Origin of the sequence: Streptomyces europaeiscabiei (assembly GCF_001550375.1) — a bacterium.
GTDB classification, from domain to species: Bacteria; Actinomycetota; Actinomycetes; order Streptomycetales; family Streptomycetaceae; genus Streptomyces; species Streptomyces europaeiscabiei.
Genome location: NZ_LRTR01000707.1, coordinates 1 through 15,457 on the forward strand (window position 1 = coordinate 1; position 15,457 = coordinate 15,457).

Here is a 15,457-nt window from a genome sequence, read left to right on the forward strand (position 1 = left end):
GCGTGCGCCCGCCGGGCCTCGACGGCGGCTGTCGCGAGGGTGAGCACGGCGCAGCCGGCCACCACGAGCGCGCCCAGCAGAGTGAGCGGACCGACCGTGGGGCGCACGCCGGAGGACAGCGTCACCATGGCGTACGCCCCGGAGGTCACCGCGCACAGCACCCCGAGCGGGCGCCCGATGCGCCGGGCCTCTTCCTGGAGCACGCGCCCGGAGAGCAGGCGCAGTGCGCCGGGGCGTACGGACTGGAGCAGGCGCCCGGTGAGGTGGGTGAGCCCCGGCCCGGTGAGGACCAGCCCGAGTGCGGTGAGCAGCCAGCCGCCGAGGACTCCGGCGGGGCTGTCCGCGAAGCCGCCGGGGAGGCTGAGGCCGGAGCCGTCGTCGGACTGTCCGGCGTACGTCTCGACGGCGAGGCCGACCGCGAGCACGGCGACGCCCCAGGGGAGGCCGCCGGGGGCGGGGCGTGGAGCCGCCGGTTCCGTCGGCTCCAAGGGGTTCGTGGCGGCGGCCTCCTCGCCCGGCTCCTCCTCCTCGTACCTCGTGGCGCCCGCCGGGGACGCGGCCCGCCGGCCGATGACGAAGGTGTCGTACGCCATGAAGCGGTTCCGGAGCCCGGCGGGCTGGGCGCCGGTGTGCTCGGGGCGCAGAACGAGGGCGGTCGTGACGGAGGCGACGGCCGGTACCAGGGCGAGGAGGGTGAGGGCCGCCGGGAGGGGCAGGGGCCGCCCGGCGGCAAGGGCGTCGGTCGCGGCGCCGTCGAAGGGCAGGCCCGTGAGGTCGCCGCGCAGATGGAGGAAGACGAGCAGGGCGAGGAGTGAGCCGAGGACGGTGGACAGGGCCGTCGTGACCGCCGAGATGGCCATCAGCCGGCCGGGGCCGAGGCCGATCGCGGACAGACCGGGTCGGGGCCGGGTACCGGGGTCGGTGCGGGCCACGGTCACCGCGAAGTACACGGTGGCGGCGGCGGGAGGGACGCACCAGGCCAGGCGGAGCACCGAACCGGCCGGGGCGTGCGGGTGGGCCATGGCATGCCCGAGGGCGCAGAGCAGCAGAAAGCCCGTGCCGCCGGTGGCCGCGGCGACCAGGAGGCGCCGGAGCTGGACGGCGGGGTGGGCCCGGCGGGCTAGGCGGAGAGCGAGCACGCGGCCCGGCCTTCCCCGTCGGCGGCCCGCTCTTCTCCGTCGACGACGGACGGGCGCTCCCCTGCGACGGCGGACCCACCCCTCTGCTCGACGGCGGACTCACCTCCCCCTTCGGCGGGCGGTCGACCTTCCCGCTCGGCGGCGGGCCGGCTTCCCCGCTCGGCGCCGGGTCGGCCTTCCTGCCCGGTGTCGAGGAGGCTCTTGCCTGCGGTGGCGGACGGGTGTTCCGTTTCGGCGGCGGGCGGACCTGCTGGGTCGGTGGCGGGTCGGCCTTGCGCTTCGGTGGCGGGTCGGCCTCTCTGCTCGGTGGCCGGTCGGCTTTCCCGCTCGGTGCCGGGTCGGCCTGCCCGTTCCGTGTTCGCACCGCCCCCTCCCGCGGCGGTGCGTCGGCCCCTGCCTGCGGTGGTGGGGCCTTTGTTCCCCTCGGGGGTGGGGCGGCCCCTGTCTCCCGTGACGGAGGGCAGGTGGACGGTCTTCACCTGGCGTCCGTCGAGCAGGGGCACCGTGCGGTCCGCGAGGGAGGCGGTCTCGGGGTCGTGGGTGGCGAGGACGACCGTGATGGCGTGCGAACGGGCCGCCGTGGTGAGGGTGCGCAGGACGTGGGTGTGTTCGGCGCGGTGCAGCGAGGCGGTCGGCTCGTCCGCGAAGAGCACGGTGGGGGCGGCGACCAGGGCGCGGGCGACGACCACCCGCTGGCGCTCGGACTGGAGGAGGGCGCGCGGACGCTTGCGGGCCGCGTCGCGGATGTCGAGGCGCTCCAGCCACTCCAGGGCGGCGGCCTTGGCCGCCCGGCGGCCCGTGCCGCGCAGCATCAGCGGCAGGGCGGTGTTCTCCCAGACGTTCAGCTCGGGGACGAGGACCGGCTCGGGGTCGATCCAGCCGAAGCGGTCGCGACGCAGCCGCTCCCGGGCGAGCGGACCCATGGTGTGCACGGGAACGCTGTTGAACCACACCTCGCCCCGCTGCACCCGCAGCTGTCCGGACAGACACCGCAGGAGCGTGGTCTTGCCGCTGCCGCGCGGGCCGGTGACGGCGAGGATCTCGCCCTCCCTGACGGCCATCGACACGCCTTGCAGCGCGGGCGAGCCGTCGTGCGCGTAGGTCAGACCGCGTGCCCAGAGCACGTCGTTGTCCGGCGGGGCCACCATGGGCGTACACCTCGGTTCGGATCAGGATTGCCGGGGGAGCCCCCCGTCCGGGGGAACGAAGGCAGGGCCGATCGGTTACAGGGGCACGCTAGGGAGTCAGGGTGGCGGGGGCCGGACAGCACACGGCCCGGGACGCCCTCATCTCACTCGGATGGGTGCGTCCCGGGCCGTTTGAAAGACCGGGCAGGCGGCGCCGACAGGAACGCCGGAGGGCTACAGCAGGGTCCACGCCTCCGTCAGCGTCGCGCGCAGGATCTGTTCGATCTCGTCGAAGGTCGACTGGTCGGAGATCAGCGGCGGCGCGAGCTGGACGACCGGGTCGCCGCGGTCGTCGGCACGACAGTAGAGGCCGTTCTCGAACAGCTTCTTCGACAGGAAGCCGTACAGGATGCGCTCGGTCTCGGCGTCGTCGAAGCTCTCCTTCGTCGCCTTGTCCTTGACCAGCTCGATCCCGTAGAAGAAGCCGTTGCCGCGGACGTCGCCGACGATCGGCAGGTCGTAGAGCTTCTCCAGCGTGGACCGGAACGCGTCCTCGTTGTCGAGAACGTGCTGGTTGATCCCCTCGCGCTCGAACAGGTCGAGGTTGGCGAGGCCGACGGCCGCGGAGACCGGGTGGCCGCCGAAGGTGTAGCCGTGCAGGAAGGTGTTGTCGCCCTTGTAGAACGGTTCGGCTATCCGGTCCGAGATCACGCAGGCGCCTATCGGGGAGTAGCCCGAGGTCATGCCCTTGGCGCAGGTGATCATGTCCGGGACGTAGCCGAACTTGTCGCAGGCGAACATCGTGCCGAGCCGGCCGAAGGCACAGATGACCTCGTCCGACACCAGCAGCACGTCGTACTGGTCGCAGATCTCACGGACCCGCTGGAAGTATCCGGGCGGCGGCGGGAAGCAGCCGCCCGCGTTCTGCACCGGCTCCAGGAAGACCGCCGCGACCGTGTCGGGGCCTTCGAAGAGGATCTCCTGCTCGATCTGGTCCGCGGCCCAGCGGCCGAAGGCCTCCGGGTCGTCACCGAAGTACGGGGCCCGGTAGATGTTGGTGTTCGGGACCTTGTGCGCGCCCGGCACCAGCGGCTCGAAGGGAGCCTTCAGGGCCGGCAGGCCGGTGATGGACAGGGCGCCCTGCGGGGTGCCGTGGTAGGCGACCGCGCGGGAGATGACCTTGTACTTGGTCGGCTTGCCCTGGAGCTTGAAGTACTGCTTGGCGAGCTTCCAGGCGGTCTCGACCGCCTCGCCGCCGCCGGTGGTGAAGAAGACCTTGTTCAGGTCGCCGGGCGCGTAGGAGGCGATACGTTCCGCCAGTTCGACGGCCTTCGGGTGGGCGTAGGACCACACCGGGAAGAAGGCCAGCTCCTGCGCCTGCTTGAACGCGGTCTCCGCCAGCTCGGTGCGGCCGTGGCCCGCCTGGACGACGAAGAGACCCGCGAGACCGTCGAGGTACCGCTTGCCCTTGTCGTCGTAGATGTACGTACCCTCGCCCCGGACGATGGTGGGGACAGGGGCGTTCTCGTACGAGGACATGCGGGTGAAGTGCATCCACAGGTGGTCGTACGCGGTCTGGCTGAGGTCCTTGGGGCTCACGGCTTGTCCGTCCTCACGGTTATCGGGTTCCCCACATATAGGTCTGCTTCTTGAGCTTGAGGTAGACGAAACTCTCCGTCGACCGCACGCCGGGCAGGGTCCGGATGCGCTTGTTGATGACCTCCAGGAGGTGGTCGTCGTCCTCGCAGACGACCTCCGCCATCAGGTCGAAGGAGCCTGCGGTGATCACGATGTACTCGACCTCCGACATGGCCGTCAGGGCGTCCGCCACGGGATCCAGGTCGCCGTCGACGTTGATGCCGAGCATCGCCTGACGCCGGAAGCCCACGGTGAGCGGGTCCGTGACGGCGACGATCTGCATCACGCCCTGGTCGAGCAGCTTCTGGACGCGCTGGCGCACGGCCGCCTCGGACAGGCCCACGGCCTTGCCGATCGCGGCGTACGGCCGCCGTCCGTCCTCCTGGAGCTGCTCGACGATGGCGAGCGAGACGGCGTCCAGCTGCGGAGTGCCGTTCCTGGGCTCCCGCGGGTCCTTCTGATCTGCGCTTCGACTGGCCACGGCCACACTGTGCACGACGTCTCGACAGTTCCGCAAGGCTGGATCGATGAAATTCGTTGTTTGAGGGCTCACTGCTTGCGGATTTCGCAGCGAGTGGGGTGTCGGGGGTGTTGAAAACGTGAGGTGGCGGATTAGGGTGTTGTCTCAAGGAATGGACACCCACATCTGGAGGGCCGGCAGTGAGCACCGAGCTGCGTCGTCTGCGTAACTACATCGACGGTGAATTCCGTGACGCCGTCGACGGACGGACCACCGAGGTGGTCAACCCCGCGACGGGCGAGGCCTACGCGACCGCGCCCCTGTCCGGCCAGGCCGATGTCGACGCGGCGATGGCTGCGGCCGAGGCCGCGTTCCCGGCCTGGCGCGATACGACCCCGGCCGAGCGCCAGCGGGCCCTGCTGAAGATCGCCGACGCGTTCGAGGAGCGGGCCGAGGAACTCATCGCGGCGGAGGTGGAGAACACGGGCAAGCCGATCGGGCTGACCCGCTCCGAGGAGATCCCGCCGATGGTGGACCAGATCCGCTTCTTCGCGGGCGCCGCGCGGATGCTGGAGGGCCGGTCGGCCGGCGAGTACATGGAGGGGATGACCTCGATCGTCCGCCGTGAGCCGGTCGGTGTCTGCGCCCAGGTCGCGCCGTGGAACTACCCGATGATGATGGCCGTGTGGAAGTTCGCGCCGGCGATCGCCGCGGGCAACACGGTCGTGCTGAAGCCGTCGGACACGACGCCGGCCTCGACCGTCCTCATGGCGGAGATCATCGGGGCGATCCTGCCCAAGGGCGTCTTCAACGTGATCACGGGCGACCGTGACACCGGACGACTGATGGTCGAGCATCCCGTCCCGGCGATGGCGTCCATCACCGGGTCCGTGCGAGCCGGTATGTCCGTCGCCGAGTCCGCGGCCAAGGACGTCAAGCGCGTCCACCTGGAGCTGGGCGGCAAGGCGCCGGTCGTCGTCTTCGCCGACACCGACATCGCCAAGGCCGTCGAGGACATCTCGGTGGCGGGCTACTTCAACGCCGGGCAGGACTGTACGGCCGCGACCCGCGTCCTCGTCCAGGAGGACATCCACGACGAGTTCGTGGCCGCGCTCGCGAAGGCGGCGGCCGAGACGAAGACCGGGCAGCCGGACGACGAGGACGTGCTGTACGGGCCGCTCAACAACCCCAACCAGCTCAAGCAGGTCGCCGGGTTCATCGAGCGACTGCCCGCCCACGCGAAGGTCGAGGCCGGCGGGCACCAGGTCGGTGAGAAGGGGTACTTCTACGCGGCGACCGTCGTCTCCGGACTGAAGCAGGACGACGAGATCATCCAGAAGGAGGTCTTCGGGCCGGTCATCACGGTCCAGTCGTTCGCGGACGAGGCACAGGCCGTCGGCTGGGCGAACGGGGTCGAGTACGCGCTCGCGTCGTCGGTGTGGACGAAGGATCATGCGCGGGCGATGCGCATGTCGAAGGCGCTGGACTTCGGGTGTGTGTGGATCAACACGCACATTCCGCTGGTCGCGGAGATGCCGCACGGCGGGTTCAAGAAGTCGGGGTACGGCAAGGACCTTTCGGGTTACGGGTTCGACGACTACACGCGGATCAAGCACGTGATGACTTCGTTGGGCTGAGCGGTTCGTCGGCGGCCGCGGGTCGTGTGCGGCTGCTCGCGCGGTTCCCCGCGCCCCTTCAGGGCGCGGGGATGGCATCCTGCCTGGATGTCCCTCCCGCACATCGGCCGCCGTTCGTTGTTGCGCACCGTCGGCGCGGGCGCGGCGCTCGGCGCGCTCCCCGGGTGCGGGGTGCCCGCCGCCTACGTGGCACCCCAGAACCGCGCCGGAGTCGATCTCTCGGCCCGTGACAAGCGGCTGAGCTGGGCCAACTGGCCGTTGTACATCGACACCGACGACGAGGACGACTCGCGGCGGCCGACGCTGGAGGCGTTCGAGGAGCGGACCGGGATCACCGTCGACTATGTCGAGGAGATCAACGACAACGACGAGTTCTTCGGCAAGATCAGCCCGGCCCTGATGAATCACCAGCGGACCGGCCGCGACCTCGTCGTCATCAGTGACTGGATGTGCGCCCGGTTCGTACGGCTGGGGTGGGTCCAGGAGATGGACCGGGCGGGTCAGCCGAACGTCACCGAGTATCTGGATCCGCAGCTGCGTTCGCCCGCCTTCGACCCCGGCCGCCGATTCACCGTGCCGTGGCAGTCGGGGATCACCGGCATCGCGTACAACCGTCGGACGGTGGGCCGCGAGATACGTCGTGTCGCCGATCTGTGGGCGGACGATCTCCAGGGGCGGGTCACCCTTCTCTCCGGTCTGGACGAGGCGTTCGCGCTGCTGATGCAGGGCAACGGCGTCGATGTCACGCGCTGGACCGCGGACGACTTCCACACCGTCTGCGACCAGGTCGAGTCCCGCGTCCGGACCGGCCACATCCGCCGCTTCACCGGCAACGACTACATCAAGGACCTCGCCGGCGGGGACGTCCTCGTATGCCAGGCGTACTCCGGTGACGTCATCCAACTCCAGGCGGACGACCCGGACATCCGCTTCGTCGTCCCCGAGGAGGGCGCCGAACTCTGGTCCGAGTCCCTGATGATCCCCAACCTCGCCCGCCACAAGACCAATGCCGAACGCCTCGTCGACTTCTACTACGACCCCGAGGTCGCCGCCGAACTCGCCGCCTGGGTCAACTACGTCTGCCCCGTCCCCGCCGCCCGAGACGTCCTGGCCTCCGCCAAGGACGAGGAGACCGCCGCCCTCGCCGAGGACCCCCTGATCTTCCCCGACGACGCCATGCGCGCCCATCTCGCCGTCGCGCGGGACATCACGTCGGAGGAACGGCGGGAGTTCGCGCGCCGGTGGAACGGGATCGTGGGGTTGTAGGACGAGGCGGATATTCGCGACCGCACACACCGCCATGCTTGTGAATGCCGCTGCGGTTGCCGCTCCCTCGGCCGCGCCGTAGCGTTGCGTGGAGGGCGACAGCCAGGCCATGGCCGTAACCGAGCAAGCATACGGATCTGGCGTTACGCCTTTACCTCCCATCCTCCTCGGCCCCTGGGCGCCGTCCACTCGTGCGGGGGCATTTCTACGCTCCCCCGCTTCTTTGTTCCCTTGCTTCTTTGCTTCTCCGCTGCGCCTTTGCTCACCGAGGGACCCTGTGCGGTCCGCCCCAGCCGGCGTGTGGTCGATGAAACGACGCCGCGTCGGAGGAAACAGGAGAAGGAGCGAGACGATGACCGAATACCGAAGGCAGTCGGGCTCCGCGGCCATGATGGCGCCGGAGCGGGAACACATCGCACCGCGCCATGCCGTCGCACCGGGTGACGCCGGCGACCACGTCGAGCAGGTGTACCGCTACCTGCGGCGGTTCGGGTACTTCCCCAACCCCGACCTGGCCAGCCGCTACCCCTGGTGGCGCTCGGCGATGGCGTTCGAACTGCCCGACCCCCGGGTGTACGACGAGCAGTTGAAGACCGCGGTGACCCTGTTTCAGAAGAAGCACGGCCTCGAAACGACCGGAAACGTCGACGACCAGACCCTGGAACTGATGAGCAGGCCCCGCTGCGGCTTCCCGGACATCGCGTCGGCCGACGGCGACGGCTCCGTGGCCCCCTTCGTCGCACAGGGCAGCCGATGGGCCAGTCTCACCGTCAGCTACTCCCTGTCCAACACGACTCCGGACCTGACCGCGGCCGAGGTCAACACGGCCGTGCGCGGCGCGTTCGACCGCTGGTCCGCCGTCAGCCCGCTCACGTTCGTCGAGAACGCGGCCGGTGGCGACATGCAGATCGGCTTCTTCAGCGGCGACCACGGGGACGGCACGCAGAACTCCTTCGACGGAATGGGCGGTGTCCTGGCGCACTGCTACTACCCGCCGCCCGCCGGCGGTTCCCTGGCCGGTGACTGCCACTTCGACGAGGCCGAGACCTGGTCGGTGAACCTGCCCGCCACGGGCACCGACCTGCCGACCGTCGCCCTGCACGAGTTGGGCCACGGCATCGGGCTGGACCACTCGGCGGAGAACTCGGCGGTCATGTTCGCCTTCTACGGCGGCCCGCGCCGCGAACTGACCGACGACGACATCGCCGGAGCCCGCTCCGTCTACGGCACCCGCCCCCGCTGGGCGTCCTTGGGTGGTGGGCTTACCCATCCCGTCGTCGCGTCCAACGCGGACGGTCGGATGGAGGTGTTCGCACGCGGTCTGGACGGTGCGCTCTGGCACATCTGGCAGGTGGCTCCCAGCAGCGGCTGGAGCGGCTGGGAATCACTGGGCGGCGGCATCCAGGGCGCTCCCTGCGTCGGCCTCAACGCGGACGGTCGGATGGAGGTGTTCGCGCGCGGTCTGGACGGGGCGTTGTGGCACATCTGGCAGACCGCGCCGAGCAATGGCTGGAGCGGTTGGGAGTCGTTGGGCGGGGGTCTGACCGACCCGGTTGTCGCGTCCAACGCGGATGGTCGGATGGAGGTGTTCGCGCGCGGTCTTGATGGCGCGTTGTGGCACATCTGGCAGACCGCGCCGAGCAGTGGCTGGAGCGGCTGGGAGTCCCTCGGCGGCGGGATCGTCGGGCCCCACACGGTGGGCCTCAACGCGGATGGTCGGATGGAGGTGTTCGCGCGCGGTCTGGACGGGGCGTTGTGGCACATCTGGCAGACCGCGCCGAGCAATGGCTGGAGCGGCTGGGCGTCGCTGGGCGGCGGCATCACCGACCCGGTCGTCGGGCACAACGCGGACGGTCGGATGGAGGTGTTCGCGCGCGGTCTGGACGGTGCGCTCTGGCACATCTGGCAAGTGGCTCCCAGTAGCGGCTGGAGCGGCTGGGAATCACTGGGCGGCGGCATCTCGGACCCGGTGGTCGGCTCCAACGCCGACGGCCGGATGGAGGTGTTCGCACGTGGCCTCGACGGCGGGCTGTGGCACCTCTGGCAGTCCGCGCCCAGCAACGGCTGGTTCTGAGGCCGGGGCCGGCCGACTCGGGCCTGAGGCCGATGCCCGGCCGACTCGGTCACGCGGCAGGGGGCGCCGGAAGGCGCCCCCTGCCTTCGCCTTCCCGCCGGTGGCGGGGGGAGAGAGGCCTCCGGGCTCGTCCTCCTCGATTCCACCACTACGGTCCCGTCCCGTTCCCGGTGCTGGACCGAGTCCTTGTGGCGCTCAAGGGGCGGCACCGAATACGGGGGCGAATTCCGGCCCTCCCGAGGCGAATTGCGGCGGGTAAATCGTGGCGACCCTGTGGAGATAGTGCAATTGTCTGTCGCGGGGTGGCGCTTTATCAGCCTTTCGGAGTCCATTCGGACCCGACGGATCGGACGACGAAGGGTTGCGGTGCATTCCGTCGTGCCGTAGTTACGTGAAGCATGAACCTGTTCACCCGTGCTGCGTCCCTGCGCCGCCCGGCAGCCCCCACGGCCTCGCAACTCCCCCACGAGTCGCAGGCATTTCCTTCCACCGGCCCGTCCGATCCCGCCCTGGCGATACTGACCGGCGAATGGATGATCGACGCGGCACACAGCCGTATCGGCTTCTCCGTCCGGCACGCCCTGGTGACGACCGTGCGCGGGGCGTTCACCGAGTATCAGAGCCGGCTCTACTTCGACGGCCGTGATCCCTCTCGTTCACGGGCCGAGATAGTGCTGTCCACCACGTCCGTCGACACCGGAGTGCAACAACGCGACCATCATCTGATGGGCCGCGACTTCCTGGACGCCGCGACCTATCCACGCATGCGTTTCGTCAGTACGGCGGTGCGCCCGGTGGGCAACGACGTCTACCGCATGGCCGGAGAACTCACGATCAAGAGCATCACCCGTCCCGTCGATCTGGAACTCACCTACATAGGGCACGTCATGGACCCGTTCGGATACGAGCGGGTCGGTTTCGACGGGACGACCACCATCAACCGTTCCGAATGGGGACTCACGTACAACCAGCGGCTCGCGGAGGGCGGTGCCATGGTGAGCGAGAAGGTGCGCCTGCAGTTCGACCTCGCCGTGATCCGCTCGATTCCCGGCGGCTGACGCCCGGTCGCGTTCCCATGGGGGCCCGGCACCTGCCGGGCCCCCACTTTTGAACGCGTTCAAGGAGGGGCGTACTCTCGCCGCATGAGCGACAGAGCCGCCCTGCTGAAGGGCATCCGTGCGTGGCTGATCTTCTTCGTCGTCTGTCTGGTGCTGAGCGGCGCCACCGCGTTCCCGCTGGTCCACGAGCTGCGGTGGACCGAGGAGTTGTTGCGGTCGCTGTCCGTCGGGGAGTACCTGCCGGGACTCGTGGAGTGGATCGAGCGCGTACGGGCGGGGCTCGACGAGGCCGACGCCGCGTACCCCTTCCTCCTGTACGGCACCGACTGGCTGGCCTTCGCGCACCTCGTGATCGCGGTGGCCTTCTACGGCCCCTACCGCGACCCGGTCCGCAACATCTGGGTCGTCGAGTTCGGCATGATCGCCTGCGCGGGGATCGTCCCGCTGGCTCTGATCTGCGGCCCGATCCGGGGCATCCCCTTCTGGTGGACGGTGATCGACATGTCGTTCGGGGTGTTCGGGGTGATCCCGCTGTACGTCCTGCGGCAGCGGATCAAGCGGCTGGAGGCTCTCACCGGTGGATGGGACCGGAAAACTGTTATCCCGGCCGCCTCCACACCGTCTCCGTAGGCATCCCCCTGTTTCCCCACGTGCAGGAGCGAGCCGTATGAGCAGTGTGATCTCCGCCTCGGAGGTTCCCCACGTCACGGAGATGGCTGAGAAGGTACGGAACACAGCCGAGTGAGCAGGGCGACCCCAGCGGGACCGGAAGGAACGTACGTGGACGGGCAGCAGTGGCGCTCCACCATCGCGGCCGCACAGGCAGGGGACCGGCGCGCCCTCGACGAGCTGGTCGAGGGCTGGCTGCCCCTCGTCTACAACATCGTCGGCCGGGCCCTCAACGGTCACGCCGATGTCGACGACGTCGTGCAGGAGACCATGCTGCGCGCCGTCGACAACCTCGACACGCTGCGCGATCCGGACAGCTTCCGCTCCTGGCTGGTCGCGATCGCGATGCGGCAGATTCGCGACCGGGCGCGCCGCCGCACCGCCGACCGGCTCGACGACAGTGACGCCCATGCCGCCGCCGACTTCGCCGAACTGACCGTGCTGCGGCTGCAGTTGGAGGGGCAGCGCAAGGAGGTCGCGGAAGCGGTCCGCTGGCTCGACGACGAGGACCGGCAACTGTTGTCGCTGTGGTGGCTGGAGGTCGCGGGCGAACTCACCCGGCGCGAACTCGCCGCCGCCGTCGGCATCAGCAGACAGCACGCCGCCGTCCGCGTCCAGCGGATGAAGGCCCGCCTGGAGACCGCGCGGGGCATCGTCCGCGCCCTCGACTCCTCCTGCTCCGACCTGGGCCGGGTCACCGCCCGCTGGAGCGGGCGGCCCGACTCGGTGTGGCGCAAGCGCATCGCCCGGCACATCCGTGGCTGCGCCCGCTGCGACGGCCACGGGCGCCCCGGAGAGGTCGTCGTCCCGGCCGAACACCTCCTCGTCGGTCTCGCCCTGGTCCCCGTCCCCGTCGGCTTCACCCTGGCCCTGGCGTTCGGCGGGAAGACCGCCGTCGCGGCGACCGCCGCGACGGCCTCGGTGGGCTGGTCCGCCAAAGTGCTCGGCGCCCTCACCAAGCCCGCCGTGGCGGTGACGGCGGGCGCGACGTTCGTCGCCGGGGGCGCGTACGTCGTCACGCGGCCCCCGCAGGACCGGCCTGCCCAGGCCGCGCCCAGCGCGCTCAGCACGGCCCGCGCGCCGGTGGTCACGACGCCCCGCGCCCCGGCGCCCTCCACGTCGCCGTCGTCCTCACCGTCCCCCTCCGCCTCTGCCACCCCGTCCGCTACCAGGAAGGCCGACCTGTACGGCACCGTCGTCGACGTCGCGGACGAGGCGCCGGACCGGGACACCCCGCCCGCCGCCCTCCCGCGCCGGCCCGAGTCCGGCCTCACCAGCAGCGGCGGCCCGCGGACCGTGATGAACCACCGCGGCGACAACGTGACCTTCACGGGCGAGGGTTACGTCCTGGTCCGCTGGCAGATCTCGCCCCAGTACCGGCCGGGCGGACTGGTCATGCCGTCCTGGACCGGGCTGAAGGGCAGGCTCTTCCACGTCGCCTCGGGCGGCGGCCGCCGTATGGACGACCCGACCTCCGCCGACGCCAGGACCTCCGGCATGGGCGGCCCCGCCACCGGATACACCGTCCTGCCCGACGGCACCCAACAGATGTGGCAGAACGAGTACTTCTACCTCGACGGCACGGTCACCCTCACCCAGAACGAACGCGGCGCCGACTACGGCATCACCGTCGCCCCCTCCACCTGGGACGCCGTCACCGAGGACGTCACCTACGGCCCGGACCGGGGCGCCATTCGCTACGGCCTGGTCCGCGACAACGGCAAGGACTCGGCGCCCGTGCCGCAGTACGTCACGCGGGAGAAGCCGGGGGACGCGGCGACCGTGGCGCAGCGGTCGGAGGTGTAGAGGGCGGTCGTCGCCTGCCGGATCCCCCGGGGTGCCCGGGGGATCCGCGGTGTGGCGGGTGTGGGTGCGTCGTGGTCGATCGCGTAGCTCCGCGCGCCCCCGAAGGGCGCTGCAGACGGACCGCGTTCAAGGGCGCTGCCGCAGTGCGCACAGTGCGTCGACTCGGTTGGTGGTGATCGAGTCGACGCCCATGTCCATCAGACGGCGCATGGAGCGTCGGGTGTCGGGGGTCCAGACGGACAGGAGGTGGCCGTCGTGATGGACGCGGTCCGCCAGGGCGCGGGTGACCAGGCCGAAGCGGTAGTTGAGCCAGCGGGGGCGGATCGCGGCGAGGAGGGCGGGGCGGGGTGGGGCGAGGGTCTTCCAGGTGAGGGCCAGCTCGGCGGTGGGGGCGGCGGCGCGGACGGCCAGCAGGGTGGGCGCGTCGGCGCTGTAGTAGACGCGCTCCTCGGCCTCGTACTCCCGTACGACGTCGAGGATGTGCCGCACCGCCCGGCGGTTCACGGCGCCGGGCAGGTCCACCATGACCCGGCTGTCCTTGGTGGTGAGCAGCGCGTCGGCCAGCGTCGGCACCCCGTCCGCCGTCAGCCCGCGCAGCTCCGCGGCGGAGAGCGCGGCCAGCGGCCGCTCCACCTCCCACAGCCGGTTCAGCGTCGAGTCGTGGAGCAGGACGGGCACGCCGTCACGGGTCGTCCGAACGTCGATCTCGACGGCGTCCGCACCCAGGTCGAGCCCGGCCCGCAGGGAGTCGAGCGTGTTCTCACGGTGGCGGTAGGGGGCGCCGCGATGGGCGACGGCAGTCACGGTGCGCATGGGTGATGGTGGTCCCGATCGGGTCAGGGGGTCAGCCAGGCCGAGGTGTAGGTGTCGATCTCGGCGGACAGACGGGTTTTGCCGGGCTCGTCGAGGAAGGACGCCTCCACGGCGTTCTTCGCGAGCGCGGCCAGCCCCTGCGCGTCGAGGCCGAGGAGGCGCGCGGCGACCGCGTACTCGGTGTTGAGGTCGGTGCCGAACATCGGCGGGTCGTCGGAGTTGACGGTGACCAGCACCCCGGCGCGCACGAACTCCTTGATGGGGTGCTCTTCGAGGGTGCGGACCGCGCGTGTGGCAATGTTCGAGGTCGGGCAGACCTCCAGGGCGATCCGGTGCTCGGCGAGGTGCGCGAGCAGCTTCGGGTCGCCGGCCGCACTGGTGCCGTGCCCGATGCGCTCCGCGCGCAGGTCGGTGAGCGCGTCCCAGATCGTCTCGGGCCCGGTGGTCTCGCCGGCATGCGGCACGGAGTGCAGCCCGGCCGCGATCGCCCGGTCGAAGTACGGCTTGAACTGCGGCCTCGGCACGCCGACCTCGGGCCCGCCGAGCCCGAACGACACCAGCCCCTCGGGACGCACCCGGTCCTCGGTCGCGAGCCGGGTCGTCTCCTCGGCGGCGTCGAGCCCCGCCTCACCGGGGATGTCGAAGCACCACCGCAGTACGGTCCCGAACTCGGCCTCCGCCGCCTTGCGCGCGTCCTCGATCGCCTCCATGAACGCCCGCTCCTCGATCCCGCGGCGGGTGGAGGAGTACGGCGTGATGGTCAGCTCGGCGTACCGCACCTGCTGCCGGGCGAGATCCCGCGCCACCTCGAACGTCAGCAGCCGGACGTCGTCCGGGGTGCGGATCAGGTCCACGACGGACAGATACACCTGGATGAAGTGGGCGAAGTCCGTGAACGTGAAGTAGTCCACGAGCGCTTCGGGGTCCGTCGGCACCTTGGAGTCGGGGTGGCGGGCGGCCAGCTCGGAGACGATACGGGGGGAGGCGGAGCCGACGTGGTGCACGTGGAGTTCGGCCTTGGGCAGACCGGCGATGAAGGTGTGCAGATCGCGGGTGCCGGAGGCGCCGGGAGCGGTGGACGCGCCGGGAACGGCGGGGGTCGCGGGCACGCCCTGCGAGGTGCGGTGGTCGGTCAAGGTTCCTCCCCGGGAACGGCGTCCGCCCCGGACCGTGGTCTGCGTCGGGGGACGCGGGTGATCGGCTGATCGATGACTCGGGGATCATCGTAGGCGGCGATCCGCACGCTGAACCCCGGGCCTTAGCATGACCGAACGTACAGCTGATCGTGTACGACGGAAAAGACGACGCAGAACGGCACGGAACGCTACAGGGGGACCCACTTATGCCGTCCGACGAGGCACCGATCCCGGAGACACCGGCCGACCCGCAGCCCGACCCGTGGGCGTCCCCGCAGGGCGACGCCGCGACATCCCTGACGGTGGTCGACGGTGCCACGCTGCCGACGGTGACCGAAGACGCTGTTCCGTCGATGGTGGTCGACGGAGCCACGCTGCCGACGGTGACCGAAGGCGCCGTACGGCCCACGGTGATCGAAGACGCCATTCCGTCGACGGTGACCGAAGGGACCGACTTTCCGACGGTGGCCGACGGCGTTCCCCTGCCGATCGGGCCGGGCGCCGCTCCGCGGCCCGAGGACGCGATACCGGCCCCGACGGTCACCCTGGACAAGCCGGTCGCGCCGGATGCGTCCGCTGGTTCCGCCGAGCCCGTCGCGCCGGTTCCGCCCGGGTGGTCGAGCCCGGCGGCTGC

At 70.7% G+C, this 15,457-nt stretch carries 11 protein-coding genes and 2 pseudogenes; 7 read left to right on the forward strand and 6 right to left on the reverse strand.

The genetic code is table 11. The features are described 5' to 3' along the window. The 4 genes and pseudogenes from AWZ10_RS35065 to AWZ10_RS35080 all read right to left on the reverse strand — a co-directional run. Window positions 1-1,139 (reverse strand): hypothetical protein (locus tag AWZ10_RS35065; protein ID WP_060893028.1); only part of this gene is annotated, 1,139 nt, incomplete at its 3' end. 434 nt (window positions 1,140-1,573) lie between these two features. Further along, a pseudogene (locus AWZ10_RS35070) lies at window positions 1,574-2,287 on the reverse strand (ABC transporter ATP-binding protein); the annotation flags it as partial. A gap of 213 nt (window positions 2,288-2,500) precedes the next feature. Then, on the reverse strand, window positions 2,501-3,865 hold the full coding sequence (locus AWZ10_RS35075) for an aspartate aminotransferase family protein (protein ID WP_078935347.1): 1,365 nt from the start codon (window positions 3,863-3,865) through the stop codon (window positions 2,501-2,503). A gap of 19 nt (window positions 3,866-3,884) precedes the next feature. Then, a complete protein-coding gene (locus AWZ10_RS35080) occupies window positions 3,885-4,400 on the reverse strand; it encodes an Lrp/AsnC family transcriptional regulator (protein WP_046704992.1) in 516 nt (171 codons plus the stop codon). A 164-nt stretch (window positions 4,401-4,564) separates the two neighbouring features. Here AWZ10_RS35080 and AWZ10_RS35085 point away from each other — a divergent pair, with 164 nt between their 5' ends. The 6 genes from AWZ10_RS35085 to AWZ10_RS35110 all read left to right on the forward strand — a co-directional run bounded on the left by AWZ10_RS35085 (window position 4,565) and on the right by AWZ10_RS35110 (window position 12,874). Then, window positions 4,565-6,001, forward strand: coding sequence for a gamma-aminobutyraldehyde dehydrogenase (locus AWZ10_RS35085; protein ID WP_046704993.1), 1,437 nt, complete (start codon window positions 4,565-4,567; stop codon window positions 5,999-6,001). Window positions 6,002-6,088: 87 nt separating this feature from the next. Beyond that, entirely contained in the window at window positions 6,089-7,267 is a 1,179-nt protein-coding gene (locus AWZ10_RS35090; RefSeq protein WP_046704994.1) for a polyamine ABC transporter substrate-binding protein, read from the forward strand. A 352-nt stretch (window positions 7,268-7,619) separates the two neighbouring features. After that, window positions 7,620-9,341 carry a DUF8189 domain-containing protein gene (locus AWZ10_RS35095; protein ID WP_060893029.1) on the forward strand — a complete coding sequence of 574 codons (1,722 nt, stop codon included), beginning with the start codon at window positions 7,620-7,622 and terminating at the stop codon, window positions 9,339-9,341. Between the two features lie 398 nt (window positions 9,342-9,739). Further along, on the forward strand, window positions 9,740-10,399 hold the full coding sequence (locus tag AWZ10_RS35100; protein WP_037696086.1) for a YceI family protein: 660 nt from the start codon (window positions 9,740-9,742) through the stop codon (window positions 10,397-10,399). 84 nt (window positions 10,400-10,483) lie between these two features. Then, window positions 10,484-11,029 carry a hypothetical protein gene (locus tag AWZ10_RS35105; RefSeq protein ID WP_046704995.1) on the forward strand — a complete coding sequence of 182 codons (546 nt, stop codon included), beginning with the start codon at window positions 10,484-10,486 and terminating at the stop codon, window positions 11,027-11,029. Window positions 11,030-11,179: 150 nt separating this feature from the next. Continuing rightward, window positions 11,180-12,874 (forward strand): RNA polymerase sigma factor, encoded by a 1,695-nt coding sequence (locus AWZ10_RS35110; protein WP_060893030.1) that lies wholly within the window; start codon window positions 11,180-11,182, stop codon window positions 12,872-12,874. A gap of 126 nt (window positions 12,875-13,000) precedes the next feature. Here AWZ10_RS35110 and AWZ10_RS35115 read toward each other — a convergent pair whose 3' ends face one another. Both AWZ10_RS35115 and AWZ10_RS35120 read right to left on the reverse strand, forming a co-directional pair. After that, window positions 13,001-13,687: a glycerophosphodiester phosphodiesterase gene (locus tag AWZ10_RS35115; protein WP_060893031.1), complete on the reverse strand. Its 687-nt coding sequence runs from the start codon at window positions 13,685-13,687 to the stop codon at window positions 13,001-13,003. Between the two features lie 23 nt (window positions 13,688-13,710). Then, complete coding sequence (locus tag AWZ10_RS35120; RefSeq protein ID WP_060893032.1) at window positions 13,711-14,796, reverse strand: adenosine deaminase; 1,086 nt, start codon at window positions 14,794-14,796, stop codon at window positions 13,711-13,713. 233 nt (window positions 14,797-15,029) lie between these two features. On the opposite strand from AWZ10_RS35120, the pseudogene AWZ10_RS35125 reads away from it, so the two are divergent. Next, a pseudogene (locus AWZ10_RS35125) lies at window positions 15,030-15,457 on the forward strand (hypothetical protein); the annotation flags it as partial.